Genomic DNA, 17,063 nt, shown 5'->3' on the forward strand with positions numbered 1-17,063 from the left:
GGACCTCAATTACCTCAAGACCTACCGGCTATATATGTTTAAACACATCGTTGACTCTGTTGAGGCATTGCCTCTAACCCCATAGATGAGGTAGGAATAGCGGGTATTCATGCCTGCCGCTGCCAGGAGATTCCGATGGTCACCTCCGTAGCCCCCGCGCCACCCGCCGCCGGGACACCCGGCGTGCAGGCCGGCGCCCCGCTCGCGCCCGGCGGCGGCCTGCGCCGCCGCCTGGCCCTGCGCCTGATCGCGCTGGTCGCCCTCTACCTGCTCTGGGAGGTCACCGCGCGGATCATGCGCAACCCGGCCTTCATCCCGTCACCCGCCGCGGTCTGGCACCAGCTGATCACCACCTCGACCACCCATGACGGGGTACGCGGATACAGCGGTCACCTGCTGATCGAGCACCTCGGCGTGAGCCTGCGCCGGATCGCCGTCGGCTCGGTGATCGGCGTGGCCGGCGGCCTGCTGCTCGGCGTGCTGATGGGCACGATCGGCTGGCTGCGGGTGGTCACCGAACCGGTCGTCACGTTCGTGCGGGCGCTGCCCCCGCTGGCCTACTTCAGCCTGTTCATCATCTGGTTCGGCATCGACGAGACCCCGAAACTGTGGCTGCTCTCGATCGCCGCGCTGCCGCCGGTCGCGGTGGCCACCGCCGCCGCGGTGCACGGCGCACCGACCGGGCTGGTCGAGGCCGCCCGGGCCCTGGGCGCCGGACGCTGGGCGACGGTCCGCGACGTGGTCCTGCCCAGCGCCCTGCCGGAGATCTTCACCGGGATCCGGCTGGCGGTCGGGGTGGCCTACTCGTCGGTGGTGGCCGCCGAGACCATCAACGGCGTCCCCGGGATCGGCGGCATGATCCGCGACGCCCAGCGCTACTCCCAGACCGACGTGGTGGTCCTCGGCCTGTTCGCCATCGGACTGTCCGGCCTGCTCATCGACGCCCTGCTGCGGTCCGCCGAGAACCGGCTGATCCCGTGGCGCGGCCGCGCCTAGATAGGAACACACCCCGTGAAGAAGTTGCTTGCCCTGGCCTCCGCCTCCGTTCTGCTGTTCACCGCCGCCTGCGGCAACGGCGCCGCCAGCGGTGGCGCCGACCCGGAGAGCAAGAGCATCCGGATCGCCTTCCAGGCCTTCCCCAGCGGCGACCTGATCGTCAAGAATCAGGGCCTGCTGGAGAAGGCACTGCCCGACTACGAGATCACCTGGACCAAGTTCGACTCCGGCGCGAGCATCAACACCGCGTTCGTCGCCAAGAGCCTGGACATCGCCGCGATCGGGTCCAGCCCGGTGGGCCGCGGACTGTCCGCGCCGCTGAACATCCCGTACCAGGTGGCGTTCGTCCTCGACGTCGCCGGGGACAACGAGGCGCTGGTGGCCCGCAACGGCACGGGCGTCACCGACGTGGCCGGGCTGCGCGGCAGGAAGGTGGCCACGCCGTTCGCGTCCACCGCCCACTACAGCCTGCTGTCGGCCCTCGCCGCGGCCGGGATCGCCGAGACCGAGGTGACCATCGTCGACCTCGAGCCGCAGGACATCCTCGCCGCCTGGACCCGGGGCGACATCGACGCCGCGTACAGCTGGCTGCCCTCGCTCGACGAGCTGAAGAAGACCGGCAAGGTGCTGATCACCAGCCGGGAACTGGCCGCCGGCGGCAAACCCACCCTGGACCTGGGCGTGGTGTCCACCGCGTTCGCCGACGCCCACCCGGAAGCGGTCGACGCCTGGCGCAAGGCCGAGGCGCAGGCCCTGGACATCATCGCGTCCGACCCGGCCGCCGCCGCGAAGGCGGTCGGCGCCGAGCTGAACCTGACCGCCGACGAGGCGGCCGGGCAGCTCTCCCAGGGGGTCTTCCTCAAACCGGCCGACATCTCCTCGCCGGAGTGGCTGGGCACCGAGGGCGACGTCGGCAAGCTGGCCGACAACCTGGTGAGCGCCGCCGAGTTCCTCAAGTCCCAGCAGAAGATCGACGCCGTGCCGGCGCTGGCCGACGTGCAGAAGGCCGTCTACGTGAAAGGGCTGCCCGATGTCCTCGGCTGACGCCATCACCGTCGGCGGGCTCCGCCATGACTACGGGGACGTGGAAGCGGTCGGCCCGATCGACCTGTCGGTCCGGTCCGGTGAGTTCCTGGTCCTGGTCGGCGCGTCCGGGTGCGGCAAGAGCACCCTGCTGCGCCTGATCGCGGGCTTCGAACGGCCCACCTCGGGAACGGTCACGGTGGCCGGGCAGGCCCCGGAACCCGGCCGGGGAGCGGGACTGGTGTTCCAGCAGCCGCGGCTGTTCCCGTGGAAGACCGTCGGCGGCAACGTGGCACTGGCCCTCAAGTACGCGGGCCTCACCCCGACCGCCGCCCGCATCGACGAACTGCTCGCCCAGGTCGGCCTGCGCGACGTGGCGCACCGCCGCACCTGGCAGATCTCCGGCGGCCAGCAGCAGCGGGTGGCGATCGCCCGGGCCCTGGCCGTGGAGAACCCGCTGCTGCTGCTGGACGAGCCGTTCGCCGCCCTGGACGCGCTCACCCGGGAACGCCTGCAGGAGGACCTGCGGCGGGTGAGCGCGGAGACCGGCCGCACCTGCGTGTTCGTGACGCACAGCGTGGACGAGGCGGTCTACCTGGGCAGCCGGGTCGTGGTGCTCACCCCGCGCCCGGGCCGGATCGCCCTGGACCTGCCGATCGGCCTGCCCCGCGCCGGGGTGCCCGCCGACGAACTGCGCGGCCTGCCGGAGTTCGCCGCCCTGCGGACCGAGGTGGGCCACGCGATCCGCGCCGAACAGCCGGTCTGAACCCCGGGGCCGGGCGCGTCCACGCCCGGCCCCGGCGGTCAGACCTTGCGCACCGTGACCTTCCGGCCGGAGGCCTTGACGGTGTACGCGACGGTCTTCTTCGTCCACGGGTTGGTGGCCCACACCTTCGCCCCGCCGGTCACGTTCTTGACCTTGACGACCTTGACGCCGCTCTTGTAGTTCGACTCCCAGGCCTGTTCGCGGACCCGGTTGCGGACCGTGGCCACCTTGACCTTCCCACCCTTGGCCGCCTTGCGGGCCGCCGAGGCACCTTGCACCGCGGCGTTCTTCACGTCCGCGGGCATGTCGAGGTAGACCAGGGCCTTGCGATAGGTCGCATAGTCGACCGACACGGCGGCCGCGGGTGCGGTGAGTTTCTGCTCGCCGTACCCGAAGGACAGGTTCAAGGTCTGGTCCTCGAACGTGAGGGTCGTCGCGGTGAGCACGCCCGCGGCGTTCACCCGCCAGGTGACGTCGAACCCGGTCGACCGGCCGGCGGCGGCATATTCCGCGGAACCGTCGTCGTGGGTGACCTTCGTGCCGGCGTTCCTGCTGAATACCGGCTCGTTCACACCCCACGGCGCCAGGGGGTCCTGCCTGCTGGTTCCGGCCGCGTCGGCCTTCGTGTCGCCCTGCAGCACCCAGCGCACCTTCGGGCGGCCGATCATCGCCATCGCGGAGCGGTCCACCGGCTCGGTCAGCGACGAGTACGAGCCGCGCCCGCTGACCACGACCCAGTCCGTCCCGGTCGTGCCGGCGTCGCCGCGGTGGGTGGCGTACACCTTGCGGGCCGGGTCGTAGGCCGTCGTCTCGACGTCGGTGCCCTCGTCGCCGGTGGACACGCTCCGGCTGTTCCAGCCTTGCGCGGCGGCCTTCGCAGACGCGGCGCCGACGGTCTTCAGGGCGGCGGCCATCTCGGTGGCGGTCAGATCGGTGGTGGTGTCGGCGGCGTACGCGGCGCCGGGCGCGACCAGCAGCGTGACCGCGACGGAGAGTCCGGCCAGCAGGGCGGTGGGACGGATGATCATGCCTTCTTCACGGTGACCTTCCGGCCGGAGGCCTTGACGGTGTACGCGACGGTCTTCTTCGTCCACGGGTTGGTGGCCCACACCTTCGCCCCGCCGGTCACGTTCTTGACCCTGATCATGGTGACACCGCTGGCCCGGTTCTCCGCGGCAGCCTCCTGACGGACCAGTTCGCGCAGCCTCGCGACCGCGACGGTCCCGCCCTTCGCGGCGTTCCGGGTGGCGGTCGCCCCGTCGGTGGCCACCTGCTTGACCGTGGCGTTCATCGCCAGGTAGGTGGTGGCGGTGCCGATCGCCGCCGCGCTCACGGTCTGCGCCGCGGACGGGACCGTCAGCTCCTGCCGCCCGTATCCGAACAGGTAGGACACGCTCATCCCGGACATGGCGGCGCTCATCCCGCTCAGCCGGTTCTCCGTGGTGACCGCCAGCGTGATCTGCACGCCGTCCGGGTCGGTGACCCGGTAGTCCGCCGAGCCGTCGTCGTGGGCGGTCTTCGTCGCGGCCAGCTTGGCGTACTCGACCGTCATCGTCGACGGGTTCATCGAGTAGTCCGCGGCGACCTGCTGGAGCGTGGACCGCCTGTCCGCGGTGAACACGTACGTCGTCGCCGGCTTGCCGATCATCTTCAGGGCGGCGCTGACGTCGGAGTCGTCCGTCCGCTGGTAGAAGCCGCTGCCCTGGGCGAAGACGGTGTCGAACATGACGAGGTCGGTGTCGACGTGGAAGGCGAGCCGCCGGTCGACCGGGTCGACGGCGATCGACGCGCCCCCGGAGATCGCCCCGTGGTAGTCGGATGTGGACTTCCAGCCGGCCGCGGACGCCGCGGTGGTGGCGGCCTGCACCGTCGACATCGCGGCGGTCATCTGGGCGGCGGTCAGCGTCGTGGTGGCGTCGGCGGCGTGGGCGGCGCCCGGTGCGGCGACGAGTGTGACCGCCACGGAGAGTCCGGCCAGCAGCGCGGTGGGCCGGGTCAGAACGGACATGCAGACCTCAAGCGGGGATCGTCGGGGTGGGCCGTCGCAAGGATCGGCCCGCCCCGGCCCGGCATGAGGTTCCGCGAAGCCCGGAAACGCGGCTCAGGGTTTGCGGGCCACGGCCCCGAACTCGTCGACCGCGCGCACGTCGTCGCCGGCCGCGTCCGGCGCGGGCCGCCACTGCGAGCACGGCACCAGGCCGGGTTCCAGCAGGTCCAGCCCGTCCAGGAAGCCGGCCAGCTCCTCGGGGTGGCGCAGGTGGTAGCCGAGTGGCGCGTTCGCGTTCCACACCCCGATGGCCTCGGTGAACGCCGGGCCGTCGATCACGTCGGTGCCGTCCGCGGTGACCAGGAAACTCCCGGACGGCAACCCGGCGAGCAGCTCCCGGACCAGCCCGGCGGCCTGTTCCCGGCCGGGCACGTGCCCGAGGATGTTCATCAGGATCAGCCCCACCGGCCGCCCCAGGTCGAGGGTCTGCCCGGCTCCGGCCAGGATCGCCGCCGGCTCGTGCAGGGTGGCCTCCAGGAACGCGACGCCGTCGTCGCCCCCGTCGAGCAGGCCCCGCGCGTGCGCCACCACCAGCGGATCGTTGTCGACGTAGACCACCCGCGCGTCCGGTGCCGCCGCCCGCGCGACCTGGTGGGTGTGGTCCGCCGACGGGATGCCGGTGCCCACGTCGAGGAACTGGCGGATCCCCTCCTCTGCGGCCAGCACGGTCACCGCCCGTCCGAGGAACGCCCGCGAGTGCCGCGCCACCAGCGTGATGTCCGGGTAGAGCGCCGCGAACTCGTCACCGACCCGCCGGTCCACCTCGTAGTTGTCCGTGCCACCGAGCCAGTGGTTCCACACCCGCGCCGAGTGCGGTACGCCGTTGTCCGTCATCGACCACCTCCCACTCGTCACACCTTCGCCTCGTGGCGCCTTCGCCTCGTCACACCTTCGCCGAGCATAGACCGGCTCCGATCAGGACGGTCCGTTGTCACCGGGTGTACCGGCGCAGCATGGTCAGGAAGTGCCGCAGTTTCGCCACCTCGTTGGCCGGCACCAGGTCCGCGTCGAAGTGCATCACCCGGTTGCGGATCTCCCGGAGTTCCCGGACGCGTTCGGCGACCACCTGCTGGTCGAGACCCCAGCCCAGCGCGGCCCAGCAGCCGGGGTCGCGGAGCACCTGCTCGTAGTGGAACATCGACAGCTTGTCGAACGACCGGATCCGCGCGTCCGGGCAGGCACGCTGGACGGTCTCCAGGTCGAACGTGGTCCGCAGGATCTGCCGCAGCCCCTGGTCGACCTCGCCGATCAGGATGAACGGTGTCGTCGTCCGATCGTAGGTCTCGACGACGTCGGCGGCCGTGATGATGCCGGCGATGCGGCGTTCGAAGTCGCGGACCAGGATGAACTCGTCGGTGCGCAGCGCCTCGAGGGCGTCGCGGAGCAGCACGTCGTAGTCGAAGATCCGGGCCGGGGCGTCCACCACGTCGCTCAGGGACGGCGTCGTGTCGCGGCCGGGGCGCAGCCGGCGCCCGATGCTCTTCCAGCTGACCACCCCGTGCAGGGTGGACGGGTCGGCCAGCACCGGCAGCTGGGAGAAGTCGTTGATCTCCATCTCGGTGAGCGCCTTCTCCAGGCTCGCCGCCGGGGAGACCGAGGTCAGCGGCGGTTTCGTGCCGATCAGGTAGCCCAGGGTCAGGCCGATGTCACGGGCGTTCTGTGCCGGTTCCGGAGTGTCGTCACGGTCCAGGACCAGCCGGAGCCGGTGGTGCGGGCTGACCGCCCGGAAGTCGGGTTCGGTGGCCAGGCCCGCGTTGGTGAGGTCGGTGTCGATACGGTGGATGGCGTCGCGTTCGAGACCGGTCGCGCCCCACTTGCCGAGCAGGTCCCGCAGCGACAGCGAGACCGGGGTGCCGGCCGCGGCCTTCTCCCGCGCGATCCCCAGCAGGGCGAGGTGGTCGGCGGCCCCGGGCGGGGCGGTCCGCCGGAGCAGCGTCGCCCGCAGACCGTCCAGGGACTCGCCGTCCGGTTCGACCCGCCAGGCCGCCCAGCCGTGGCCGGTGTCCACGTCGCTCAGCGCGCGGCAGGCGCCTGACGGCGAGTCGAATTCGCGGCCGTCCGGCAGGCGCAGGCGCCCGTGCCCGGTGACCTCGGATTCGTGCGGGTCCTCGCCGCGGCGCTGCCGGTAGTACAGCGTCTGGCCTGGGTGCAGCAGACCGGCCTGCAGCAGGTCGCTGAGGCGGACCCGGCGGCCGTCGAAGTCCGGGCTCCGAGGTGGACCGGTGGCGGGCATGCGGCGACTCCTGACGTGGACGCGGTGCGGGTGAACCTAGCCACCGCGGACCGGCCACACCAAACGGATTAGCCGGGTCGGTCAGGCGGCGGTGACCGGGATGCGGACGACGGCGTCGAACAGGTAGCCGAGGGTGTTGTAGGTGGCCGTGTCGGGCTGGGAGTTGCCGTGCACGTCGGTGGCGCGGGCCAGCAGTTCGTGGGTGCCCGCCGCGGGTTTCCAGTCGAGTTCCCAGCGTTGCCAGACGCCGCCGGGGGTGTCGCCGTAGTGCCGGGCCCGCCGCCAGGTGGCGCCGCCGTCGGTGCTGACGTCGACGCGGCGGATCGGGCCGTGCGCCGACCAGGAGCGGCCGGTCAGGCGGGTGGTCGTGCCGGCCGGGACGGTGGCGCCGGGGTCCAGTTCGAAGGCGGACTTGACGACCTGCTCGTCGATCGGCACGCCCTCGGCCGGGAACTCGGGACCGAAGAGCCGGTAGAACTGGGTGTTCCAGGGGCTGAACAGCGGTTCGGCGGACACCTCGAGGGTGCCCACCCATTTGATCGAGGCGATGCCGATCCAGCCGGGGACCAGGACCCGGACCGGGAAGCCGTGGTCGGGCGGGAGCGGTACGCCGTTCATCTCGTACGCCAGGAGCACGTCGTCGAAGGCCTTGGCGACCGGGAACGGGCGGCGTACCGGCCCCAGGTCGACGCCGCCGCTGACGAAGTTCGCGTCCAGCCCGGACGGCTGGACGTCGACGGCGGCCCGGCTGATGCCGGCGTGCCGCAGCACCGTGGACAGCCGGACGCCCCGCCACCGGGCGACGCCGACCGCGCCGAGCTGCCAGGCGGTGCCGGAGACTGTCTGGCCCTGCTGGGTGGTGTAGTAGCCGCGCCCGTTGCCGGCGCATTCGACCGCGACGGCCCGCGTCTCGGACGGGAAGCGCCGCAGGTCGTCGAGGCTGTAGTGGACCGGGCCGCCGCGCAGCCCGGTGCCGGTGACCTTCAGCGACCAGGTGTCCGCGTCGATGGCGGGGGTGCTGGTGTGGTTGCGGACGAAGAACCGGTCGACCGGCACGTAGTAGCCCTGGTCCTTCAGCGCCGACCAGCGGGTCTCCGCGTTCGTCCCCAGGCTGCGGAACAGTTCCGGTGGCAGCGGCTTGACGATCGGGCCGTCCGCCACGGTGCTCACGTCAGGCGTACCCGGTAGAAGGGCCGCGGCGGTGATGGTGAGGAGGTCGCGGCGGGTGAAGCCCCGCGTGCGGCCGGCCAGGAAGTCATGGAATCGACGAATGTCGTATCGACTCTCGCTCATGGGCTGAGATCCTATCGATTCCATAGGACTTGTAGATAGCCTTACGGCATGGACTTCCACTGGTTTCTCCCCACCAACGGCGACAGCCGCGACATCGTGGGCGGCGGTCACGGCACGCCGGTCGGCTCGGCCGGCGGGGTGCGGCCGCTGACCATCGGCTACCTCGGGCAGATCGCCCGCAGCGCCGAGCAACTCGGGTTCGTCGGCGCGCTCACCCCGGCCGGCGCCTGGTGCGAGGACGCCTGGCTGACCACCGCGATGCTCACCGAGGTCACCGAACGCCTGAAGTTCCTGGTGGCGTTCCGCCCCGGCCTGATCTCGCCGACGCTCGCCGCGCAGATGGCGTCCACCTTCCAGCGGCTCTCCGGTGGCCGGCTGCTGCTCAACGTGGTGACCGGCGGCGAGTCGCACGAACAGCGGCAGTACGGCGACTTCCTGGACAAGGACGCCCGGTACGCCCGGACCGGCGAGTTCCTGGGCGTGGTCCGGGCGCTGCTGCGCGGCGAGACGGTGACCGCCGACGGCGAGCACGTGAAGGTCGAGGATGCCCGGCTGTCCCGGATCCCGGAGGTGCCGCCGGCGATCTACTTCGGCGGCTCGTCGAAGGCCGCCGGACCGGTCGCCGCCGAGCACGCCGACGTCTACCTGACCTGGGGGGAGCCGCCGGAACAGGTGGCGGAGAAGCTGGCCTGGATCCGGTCGTTGAAACCGGGCATGCGCTTCGGCATCCGGCTGCACGTGATCACCCGCGACACGGCCGGGGCGGCGTGGGCGGAGGCGTCCCGGCTGCTGCGCAACGTGTCCGAGAACGACATCGCCGCGGTGCAGGCCGGCCTGCGGCGCAGCGAGTCCGAGGGCCAGCGCCGGATGCTCGACCTGCACGGCGGCAACCGCGACGGCCTGGTCGTCTCCCCGAACCTGTGGGCCGGTGTCGGCCTGGTCCGCGGCGGCGCGGGCACCGCCCTGGTCGGCAGCCACACCGAGGTCGCGGACCGGATCGAGGAGTACGCGGCGCTCGGCATCGACGAGTTCATCCTCTCCGGCTACCCGCACCTGGAGGAGGCGTACTGGTTCGGCGAGGGCGTGCTGCCGGAGCTGCGCCGCCGCGGCGTGTGGCGGCATCCGGCGGGGGAGAAGGGCACCGCGGCGTCGGCGATCCCGTTCGCCGGGGTGCCCTTGACCTCATGACCCGCGGGCGACCTTCCCCGGCCACCAGAACCGGTCACCGGTGAGGGTGGCCAGGGCCGGGACCAGCACGGTACGCACCAGCAGCGTGTCCAGCAGCACCCCGATGCCGACGATGATCCCGATCTGGGTCAGGGTCACCACCGGGAGCACGCCGAGCACCGCGAACACCGCCGCGAGCAGGATGCCCGCGCTGGTGATGACCGCGCCGGTCACCGCCAGCGCGTGCACCATGCCCTCCTTGGTGCCGCGTGCCGGCGTCTCCTCCTTGGCCCGGGTCACCAGGAAGATGTTGTAGTCCACGCCGAGCGCCACCAGGAACAGGAAACTGAACAGCGGCACCGCGTTGTCCAGCGCCGGATAGTCCAGCACGGTGCGGAACAGCCACGATCCGGCGCCCAGCGACGCGGCGAAGCTGAGCACCACCGTGACCATCAGCAGCAGCGGCGCCACCAGGGACCGCAGCAGCAGGATCAGCACGAGCAGCACCACCGCCAGGATCACCGGGACGATCACCACCAGGTCGCGGCGGGCCGCGTCCCGGCTGTCCAGGGCGGTCGCCACCGTGCCGCCGACCAGGGCGTCACCGTCGAGGCGCTCCCGCAGGTCGCGGATCGCGGCGAACGCCTCCGCGGTGTCCGGGGCGGCCTGCAGCACCGCGCTGATGCTGACCAGTTCGGCGTTCTGCTCGCCGATTCGGGCCTGCGCCACCCCGGGCGTCTCGGTGACGGCGGCCAGTACCTGCTGCGCCTTGGCCGGTTCGGTCAGCACCACGGCGGGCCCGGCGGCACCGGCCGGGAAATACCGGCTCAGCGTCTCCAGGCCGGCGACCGACTCGGCCTGCACCCGGAACTGCTCGGTCTGCGACAGGCCGACCTTGGTGCCGAGGCCGCCGAGCGAGAGCAGGCCCAGCACGGCGACCGACAGCACGGTGACCAGGACGGGACGGCGCACGACCGTACGGCCGACCCGCCCCCAGAAGCCGCGGCCGTCCTCCGCGCCGTGCCCGCCGACGCGCGGGATGAACGGCCAGAACAGGCCGCGGCCGCAGACCACCAGCGCGGCCGGCAGCACGACCAGCGCGAACAGTGCGGCGATGGCGACGCCGACGGCCGCGGTGACGCCGAGCGCCGCGTTGCTGCGCAGGCTGGCGAGCAGCAGGGTGAGCAGCGCCAGGATCACGGTGCCCGCGCTGGCCAGGATCGCCGGCCCGGCGCCCTTCAGTGCCCGGCGCATCGCCTCGAGGCGGTCCTCGTGCCGGTGCAGTTCCTCGCGATACCGGGAGATCAGCAGCAGGGCGTAGTCGGTGCCCGCGCCGAACACCAGCACGGTCACGATGCCGGTGGTCGAGCCGTTGATCGCCAGGTCGGTGTGCTGGGAGAACAGCGCGATGGCCTTGGCGGCGAGCTGATCGGCCAGGCCGACCACGACCAGGGGCACGATCCAGAGCACCGGGCTGCGGTACGTGGCCAGCAGCAGCACCGTCACCACCAGCACGGTGACGATCAGCAGCCGGGTGTTGGCGCCACTGAAGCTGTTCGCCAGGTCGGCGCTGAAGCCGGCGCCGCCGGTCACCTGGGCGGTCACGCCGTCCGGGGCCGCCGCCCTCGCCTTGGCGCGCAGGTCGTCGACGGTGGCGATGGTGGTGGCCGCCTCGCCGGTGGCCTCCAGCGGCACCGTGATGATCGCGGCCTTGCGGTCCTGCGACGCGATGACCGGCTGCCCCAGGGACCCGAAGGCGGCCAGGTCGGCGTCGGTGAGCGTGTCACCGTCCTTGGCGATCACGATCAGCGCCGGGTTGGTGCGCCCCGACGGCAGGTCCTTCTGCAGCCGGGCGACCTGGGTCGACTCCGCCGACGACGGCAGCGACGAAGCGGGGTCGTTGTCGGTGGTCGCCGAACCGGCGAAGGCCAGCACCGCCCCGCCTATGACCAGGGCGAGCAGGAGTGTCGCCCATGCCCTTCTCATGAATTCCTCCAAGGCAGAGAATCTTTACGATCGAGATTGTTCATGACGGGGGACGGTTTCTGCAACACTGGCATCGTGGAAGGCACGGAGACCGGAGAACGGCAACGACTGCGCACCGAACTCGTCGATCTGCTGAACGCGTACAGCAGCGAGGCGCAGCACATCGGGCACGCGTTCGCCGGCCGGCACCGTCTGCACGCCACCGACATGCACGCGCTGCTCGCGGTGATGCACGCCGAACGGCGCGGCGAACCCCTGACCCCCGGCAGGCTCGGCGAACAGATCGGGCTGTCCTCCGGGGCGACGACCGCGTTGATCGACCGGCTGGAACGCGGCGGGCACCTGCGGCGATCCCGGGAGAGCGCCGACCGCCGGGTGGTGCACCTGCGGTACGGGGAGGCCGGCATGGCCCTGGCGCTGGCGTTCTTCACCCCGATGGCGCCGCGGACGGACGCGGTGATGGAACAGTTCGGGACGGACGAGCTGCTGGTGGTGGAGCGTTTCCTGCAGGGGATGCTCGGCACGCTGGTCACCTACCGCGACGAGCTGCGCGACCGCTGATCGTCCTCCCGGTTCCCGGTCCGCCGGAAGCAACCCGGGCGCAACCGTGGGGATGCTGACGGGCCGCCCCGGCCTGCCGATGAACGCCCTGTGCGAACCGAGCCCGTCCTGGCCGAAGCCGACGCCCTGCTGGCGCGCGGCCGCGCCCGCAGCGCCGAGACCCTCCTCGCGCCGTTCGTGGGCCGCGAACCCGCGAACCTCGGCGCCTGGCACCGGATGGCCCGCGCCCGCCTGGACCTCGGTGACCCCCGCGGCGCCCTGACCGCCGCCCGCGCCGCCCGCCAGCTCGACCCGGCCGGTGCGGAGACCCTGTACTGGGCCAGCCTCGCCGCCAGCGAACTCGGCGAACACCCGGACGCGATCACCGCGGCCGCCGGGGCCTGCCACGCCGACCCGGGCAACCCGCGCCTGCACCAGCGCCTCGCCGAGGCGCAACTGGCCGCGGGCCTGGCCGCCGAAGCCGCCGACGGTCTGCGGATCGCGGTGGAACTGGCCGGCTACGACGCGGACCTGCACGTCACCTACGGGGCGGCGCTGTTCGCGGTCGGGCGCCCGCTCAGCGCCCGCGAGGCTCTGCTGCGCGCGTTGACGGTGGACCCGGCGAACACGCAGGCCGCGACCGCGCTGGCGTTCCAGCAGAAGGTGATGCGCGGGGCCACGGACGCGAAGACGATGGCCGCGATAGCCGACGACTACGCGGCGTCCCTGCGGATCCCGCCCGGTGGTCGCCCGCCGGTGCGCACCGAACGGGCCGCCCTGCGCCACGTGGCTCGGATCGCCTTCTTCTGGCTGGTGGCGGCCCTGGCCGTGGCGGGGCTGGCGGAGTCCGCCGGGTTGGCGTCGCCACCGGACGCGCTCTACACGGCGCTGTTCTGTGCCGCGGCCGCGGTGTGTTGCGTGGCGACGCTGGCCCGCCCGTCCCGCCTCTGACCGTCTCGTCCCCGGCTGTCTCGTCCCCGGCCGGACGGGTGGATTTCCGGCTCGGTCAGTCGTGGAGCTTGCGCAGGACGCGGGACAGGTCGGCGCGGTCGGCCGGAGTGAGCGTGGCGAACAACCGTTCCCCCTCGGCGGCGCGGGCGCGGTGGATGGCGTCGGCGGTGCTCCGGCCGTGCGGGGTCGGGACGACCAGGACGGCGCGCCGGTCGGCCGGGTCGGGGCGGCGTTCCACCAGGTCGAGTTCCTGCAGGCCGTCGACCACCTCGGTGGCGGACCGCGGCGCGATCCGCAGGTGGTCGGCGAGGGAGCTGAGGCGCATCTCGCCGTGCCGGATGAGCACGCCGAGCGCCCGCGACTGCGACGGCGAGATGCTCCACGGTTCGAGGGCGACCCGGGTGCCGTGCCGGAGTCGTCGCGCCACCGCCCAGAACGCCTCGACCAGGTTCTCCTCGCCCGCGTTCTCCCGGCGCGCGTTCTCCTCGCCCGCGTTCTCCCGGCCCGCGTTCTCCTCGCCTGCCTTCTCTCGGCCCGCGTTCTCCCCGTCCGCCCGAAGGTCGTCGTCCGGTCGTGTCGTGTCCGGGGCGTCGGGGCCGGAGTCTGCGGGCATCACGGGAATACGGTAGCAGCGATTACCGTTGCTCCCTCATGTTGAGGTAACCTCAGCTTTCGGGAGTGTCTCTCCCGGCCGCCTCTTCCGTCGATGCGGGAGGTGTGGCTCGTACACATGAAGGGTTGTGAATTTGGCGGAAATCCTACGCCGCGGCGCGGCACGCACCGTGTCCCCCGCGGAGAAGGCGCAGGCCAAGGCCGTGTCGTTGCGCCGCATCGGCGCGCTGTTCACCGGCCACCGGCGGCAACTGATCGTCGTCGTGGGCGTCATCGTGATCTCCTCGGCGGTCGCGATGATCTCCCCGTTCCTGTTGCGCGAGGTCATCGACGTCGCGTTGCCGCAGTCCGACCTGCGGCTGCTCATCTGGCTGGTGGCCGGCATGGTCGCCGTCGCGGCTGTCACGTCGGCGCTCGGCGTCGTGCAGACGTGGATCTCCACATCGGTCGGTCAGCAGATCATGCACCGGCTGCGGACCTCGGTGTTCGCGCACCTGCAGCGACAGTCGGTCGGGTTCTTCACCCGAACGCGCACCGGCGAGGTGCAATCGCGCATCACCAACGACATCGGTGGCATGCAACAGGTGGTCACGTCGACCGCCAGTTCCGTCGCCGCCAACGTGACCACCGTGATCGCCACGCTGGTCGCGATGACCGCACTGTCCTGGCAGCTGACACTGGTGTCACTGATCGCGGTGCCGCCGGCGATCTACTGGACGCGCCGCGTCGCGCGGATGCGGCAGACGATCACCGCGCAGCGCCAGCGGGAACTCGCCGACCTGAACGTCATCATCGAGGAAGGACTCTCGATCAGCGGCATCCAGCTCAGCAAGACGATGGGTGCCGGCACCGCGCAGGTCGACCGGTTCACCGACTCGTCCCGCCGGCTGATCGACCTCGAACTCCGCTCCGAACTTGCCGGACGCTGGCGGATGGCGGCGATGAGCATCGTGTTCGCGGTCATCCCCGCGGTGATCTACCTGGCGGCGGGCCTGCCGTTCGCGGCCGGCACGATGAGCATCGGCACACTCGTCGCGTTCACGGCGCTGCAGGGCAATCTCTTCCGGCCACTGACCAGCCTGCTCGACGTCGGCGTCACGCTCACCGCGTCCCTCGCGCTGTTCCACCGGATCTTCGAATACCTCGATCTGCCGGTCGAGATCAAGGAACCGGCGACCCCGGTGCGGCTCGATCCGGTGCGGGGCCACCTGCGCTTCGAGGACGTGACTTTCGCGTACGAGCAGAGCGGCGCGGCCGCCCTCGCGGGTGTGAGCCTCGACGTGCCCGCCGGATCGTCACTGGCTCTCGTGGGGGAGACCGGGTCCGGGAAGAGCACGATCGCGTCGTTGATCGCGCGACTGCACGACCCGACGTCCGGCCGCGTCACCATCGACGGCGTCGACCTGCGTGACCTGTCCCTGGCGGACCTCGCCGGCATCGTGGGCGTCGTCAGCCAGGAGACGTACCTGCTGCACACCACGATCCGGGAGAACCTGCGCTATGCAAAACCGGACGCGACCGACGACGAGATAGTGACGGCGGCCCGCGCCGCGCAGATCCACGACCTGGTGGCGTCGTTGCCGGACGGCTACGACACGATGGTCGGCTCCCGCGGCCACCGGTTCTCCGGCGGCGAGAAGCAGCGGATCGCCATCGCCCGCACCCTGCTGCGCGACCCCCGCATCCTGGTGCTGGACGAGGCGACGAGCGCCCTCGACAACGAGACCGAACGGGCGGTGCAGCGGGCCTTCGACGCGCTCGCCGTCGGCCGGACCACCGTGACGATCGCCCACCGGCTGTCCACGATCCGCGACGCCGACCAGATCGCGGTGATCGACCACGGACGGATCCTCGAATCCGGTACGCACGACTCGCTGCTGCGCGACAACGGGCGGTACGCGGCGCTCGCCCGGTAGGCATACCCTGCCCGGGTGATCGCCGTTCTCGATGCGCGGTCGAATCTCGGGTCACGCCCGCGCTCGCCGGGACTGGTCCCCGGCTGTCACCGACCGGCCGGCGCGCTGCGCGACCAGGGACTCGTGTCCCGGCTCGCCGCGCGCGACGCCGGTGTGGTGGTGCCGCCGGCGTCGACCGCATCCCGCCGCCGTCCGGTTCCGCGGGCGGCGTCTCCGGCCACCTCTCCTGACGACGGGTCGACCGGCGCCCCCGGGTCAGCGTGTCCGGCCGGTCCGTGCCGTCGCCCCGGTCCAGCCCCGCACCGACTCCGCGTCCCGGGCACCCGGTCCGACATAGTCCGCCGACGGCCGGATGATCTTCCCCAGCTGCTTCTGTTCGAGGATGTGCGCGCTCCACCCGGCCGTCCGTGCGCACCCGAACATCGCCGTGAACATGTCCGCCGGAACCTGGGCGAAGTCCAGCACCACCGCCGCCCAGAACTCGACGTTGGTCTCCAGCACCCGGTCCGGTTTGCGGTCCCGCAGTTCGGCCAGGGCCGCGAGTTCCAGCGCGCGGGCCACCTCGAACCGGGCCGCCCCCAGCTCCCGCGCGGTCTCCCGCAGGATCCGTGCCCGGGGATCCTCCGCCCGGTAGATCGCGTGACCGAATCCCATCAGCCGCTGCCCGTCGTCGAGGAGCCGGCGGACGTACCGCCGGGCGTCTCCGTCCCGCTCGACCCCCTCGATCATGCCGAGGACCCGTGCGGGGGCACCACCGTGCAACGGTCCGGACAGTGCGCCGATCGCCGCGGAGAGACAGGCCGGAGCGTCCGCACCGGTGCTGGCGACCACCCGCGCGGTGAACGTCGATGCGTTCATGCCGTGTTCGGCGGCGCAGATCCAGTACTGGTCGACGGCCGCCACGTGCCGCGGATCCGGCTCACCCCGCCAGCGGATCATGAACTGTTCAGCGGCGGTCCGGCCGGCGTCGACGAGCCGCTGCGGAACGTCCGGGCCGTGCCATCGTTCACCGCTGCCGCTGCCGCTGCCGCTGCCGCTGCCGCTGCCGCTGCCGCTGCCGCTGCCGCTGCCGCTGCCGCTGCCGCTGCCGCTGCCGCTGCCGCTGCCGCTGCCGCTGCCGCTGCCGCTGCCGCTGCGCGCCGACTGCGCCACCAGTGCCAGGACCGCCGCCGAGGTCCGCCCCAGGTCCTGGCGAACCTGCTCCGCGGGCAGGTCGATCAGTTGCCCGAGCCCCCAGGCCGGCGCCATCGCGGCCACTCCGGCCTGCACGTCCACCCGGATGTCCCCGGTCGCCACCGGCGACTCCACCGTGGGTAGCTCCGGCAGTGGGCGGCCGAACTCCCCGTCCGCGAGCAGCCCCCACACGTCCCCGAACGACACCCGTCCCGCCAGCGAACGGACGTCCACCCCTCGGTACCGCAGCACCCCGCCGTCCCGATCCGGTTCGGCGATCTCGGTGTCGAACGCGACGACACCGGCCAGTCCTGGATTGACAGTAACCATGACTTGACGATGAAACCGTCAAGACTTGAC

General features: G+C 71.9%; 15 protein-coding genes. 7 read left to right on the plus strand and 8 right to left on the minus strand.

Going from position 1 to position 17,063, the window contains the following annotated elements; all coding sequences use genetic code 11:
• Nucleotides 1-135 precede the first annotated feature (135 nt).
• From QSK32_RS04450 to QSK32_RS04460, 3 genes are read left to right on the plus strand one after another with little or no spacing between them, the layout of a single operon-like run.
• Nucleotides 136-996 (plus strand): ABC transporter permease, encoded by an 861-nt coding sequence (locus QSK32_RS04450; protein WP_045747795.1) that lies wholly within the window; start codon nucleotides 136-138, stop codon nucleotides 994-996.
• A 15-nt stretch (nucleotides 997-1,011) separates the two neighbouring features.
• On the plus strand, nucleotides 1,012-2,040 hold the full coding sequence (locus QSK32_RS04455) for a taurine ABC transporter substrate-binding protein (RefSeq protein WP_285471258.1): 1,029 nt from the start codon (nucleotides 1,012-1,014) through the stop codon (nucleotides 2,038-2,040).
• On the plus strand, nucleotides 2,027-2,785 hold the full coding sequence (locus QSK32_RS04460) for an ABC transporter ATP-binding protein (RefSeq protein ID WP_045747797.1): 759 nt from the start codon (nucleotides 2,027-2,029) through the stop codon (nucleotides 2,783-2,785). Before QSK32_RS04455 ends, QSK32_RS04460 begins: the two co-directional genes overlap by 14 nt.
• Before the next feature lie 38 nt (nucleotides 2,786-2,823).
• Here QSK32_RS04460 and QSK32_RS04465 read toward each other — a convergent pair whose 3' ends face one another.
• The 5 genes from QSK32_RS04465 to QSK32_RS04485 all read right to left on the minus strand — a co-directional run bounded on the left by QSK32_RS04465 (nucleotide 2,824) and on the right by QSK32_RS04485 (nucleotide 8,358).
• Nucleotides 2,824-3,813, minus strand: a complete 990-nt coding sequence (locus QSK32_RS04465; protein WP_285471259.1) for a hypothetical protein — start codon at nucleotides 3,811-3,813, stop codon at nucleotides 2,824-2,826.
• Nucleotides 3,810-4,793, minus strand: a complete 984-nt coding sequence (locus tag QSK32_RS04470; protein ID WP_285471260.1) for a hypothetical protein — start codon at nucleotides 4,791-4,793, stop codon at nucleotides 3,810-3,812. The genes QSK32_RS04465 and QSK32_RS04470 overlap by 4 nt, the downstream gene beginning before the upstream one ends.
• 93 nt (nucleotides 4,794-4,886) lie before the next feature.
• The gene (locus QSK32_RS04475) at nucleotides 4,887-5,666 is read right to left on the minus strand and encodes an SAM-dependent methyltransferase (RefSeq protein ID WP_285471261.1); all 780 of its coding nucleotides are present in this window, start codon (nucleotides 5,664-5,666) and stop codon (nucleotides 4,887-4,889) included.
• 97 nt (nucleotides 5,667-5,763) lie between these two features.
• Nucleotides 5,764-7,065 carry a restriction system modified-DNA reader domain-containing protein gene (locus QSK32_RS04480; protein ID WP_285471262.1) on the minus strand — a complete coding sequence of 434 codons (1,302 nt, stop codon included), beginning with the start codon at nucleotides 7,063-7,065 and terminating at the stop codon, nucleotides 5,764-5,766.
• Between the two features lie 81 nt (nucleotides 7,066-7,146).
• Nucleotides 7,147-8,358: a sulfite oxidase gene (locus QSK32_RS04485; protein WP_285471263.1), complete on the minus strand. Its 1,212-nt coding sequence runs from the start codon at nucleotides 8,356-8,358 to the stop codon at nucleotides 7,147-7,149.
• Nucleotides 8,359-8,406: 48 nt separating this feature from the next.
• Between QSK32_RS04485 and QSK32_RS04490 the strand changes: the two genes are divergently transcribed.
• On the plus strand, nucleotides 8,407-9,546 hold the full coding sequence (locus QSK32_RS04490) for an LLM class flavin-dependent oxidoreductase (RefSeq protein WP_045747801.1): 1,140 nt from the start codon (nucleotides 8,407-8,409) through the stop codon (nucleotides 9,544-9,546).
• Here QSK32_RS04490 and QSK32_RS04495 read toward each other — a convergent pair.
• Nucleotides 9,541-11,511, minus strand: a complete 1,971-nt coding sequence (locus QSK32_RS04495; protein ID WP_045747808.1) for an MMPL family transporter — start codon at nucleotides 11,509-11,511, stop codon at nucleotides 9,541-9,543. The genes QSK32_RS04490 and QSK32_RS04495 overlap by 6 nt on opposite strands.
• A gap of 42 nt (nucleotides 11,512-11,553) precedes the next feature.
• On the opposite strand from QSK32_RS04495, the gene QSK32_RS04500 reads away from it, so the two are divergent.
• On the plus strand, nucleotides 11,554-12,072 hold the full coding sequence (locus tag QSK32_RS04500) for a MarR family winged helix-turn-helix transcriptional regulator (RefSeq protein ID WP_045747802.1): 519 nt from the start codon (nucleotides 11,554-11,556) through the stop codon (nucleotides 12,070-12,072).
• A gap of 90 nt (nucleotides 12,073-12,162) precedes the next feature.
• Nucleotides 12,163-13,002: a tetratricopeptide repeat protein gene (locus QSK32_RS04505; protein WP_045747803.1), complete on the plus strand. Its 840-nt coding sequence runs from the start codon at nucleotides 12,163-12,165 to the stop codon at nucleotides 13,000-13,002.
• Nucleotides 13,003-13,057: 55 nt separating this feature from the next.
• Here the strand turns inward: QSK32_RS04505 and QSK32_RS04510 are convergent, their stop codons facing one another.
• Nucleotides 13,058-13,615, minus strand: a complete 558-nt coding sequence (locus QSK32_RS04510; RefSeq protein WP_353050956.1) for a MarR family winged helix-turn-helix transcriptional regulator — start codon at nucleotides 13,613-13,615, stop codon at nucleotides 13,058-13,060.
• A gap of 169 nt (nucleotides 13,616-13,784) precedes the next feature.
• Here QSK32_RS04510 and QSK32_RS04515 point away from each other — a divergent pair, with 169 nt between their 5' ends.
• Nucleotides 13,785-15,530: an ABC transporter ATP-binding protein gene (locus QSK32_RS04515; protein ID WP_211275615.1), complete on the plus strand. Its 1,746-nt coding sequence runs from the start codon at nucleotides 13,785-13,787 to the stop codon at nucleotides 15,528-15,530.
• Between the two features lie 255 nt (nucleotides 15,531-15,785).
• On the opposite strand, the gene QSK32_RS04525 is transcribed toward QSK32_RS04515, so the two are convergent.
• Entirely contained in the window at nucleotides 15,786-17,033 is a 1,248-nt protein-coding gene (locus QSK32_RS04525; protein WP_285471264.1) for a citrate synthase 2, read from the minus strand.
• Between the last annotated feature and the right edge of the window lie 30 nt (nucleotides 17,034-17,063).

It is taken from the genome of Actinoplanes sp. NBRC 101535 (genome assembly GCF_030269225.1).
Taxonomy (GTDB): Bacteria; Actinomycetota; Actinomycetes; order Mycobacteriales; family Micromonosporaceae; genus Actinoplanes; species Actinoplanes rectilineatus.

Coding starts and splice junctions, on each gene's coding strand:
- QSK32_RS04450 (WP_045747795.1), top strand. CDS start 136: ATGGTCACCTCCGTAGCCCCCGCGCCACCCGCCGCCGGGACACCCGGC.
- QSK32_RS04460 (WP_045747797.1), top strand. CDS start 2,027: ATGTCCTCGGCTGACGCCATCACCGTCGGCGGGCTCCGCCATGACTAC.
- QSK32_RS04465 (WP_285471259.1), bottom strand. CDS start 3,813: ATGATCATCCGTCCCACCGCCCTGCTGGCCGGACTCTCCGTCGCGGTC.
- QSK32_RS04470 (WP_285471260.1), bottom strand. CDS start 4,793: ATGTCCGTTCTGACCCGGCCCACCGCGCTGCTGGCCGGACTCTCCGTG.
- QSK32_RS04475 (WP_285471261.1), bottom strand. CDS start 5,666: ATGACGGACAACGGCGTACCGCACTCGGCGCGGGTGTGGAACCACTGG.
- QSK32_RS04480 (WP_285471262.1), bottom strand. CDS start 7,065: ATGCCCGCCACCGGTCCACCTCGGAGCCCGGACTTCGACGGCCGCCGG.
- QSK32_RS04485 (WP_285471263.1), bottom strand. CDS start 8,358: ATGAGCGAGAGTCGATACGACATTCGTCGATTCCATGACTTCCTGGCC.
- QSK32_RS04490 (WP_045747801.1), top strand. CDS start 8,407: ATGGACTTCCACTGGTTTCTCCCCACCAACGGCGACAGCCGCGACATC.
- QSK32_RS04495 (WP_045747808.1), bottom strand. CDS start 11,511: ATGAGAAGGGCATGGGCGACACTCCTGCTCGCCCTGGTCATAGGCGGG.
- QSK32_RS04500 (WP_045747802.1), top strand. CDS start 11,554: ATGACGGGGGACGGTTTCTGCAACACTGGCATCGTGGAAGGCACGGAG.
- QSK32_RS04510 (WP_353050956.1), bottom strand. CDS start 13,615: ATGCCCGCAGACTCCGGCCCCGACGCCCCGGACACGACACGACCGGAC.
- QSK32_RS04525 (WP_285471264.1), bottom strand. CDS start 17,033: ATGGTTACTGTCAATCCAGGACTGGCCGGTGTCGTCGCGTTCGACACC.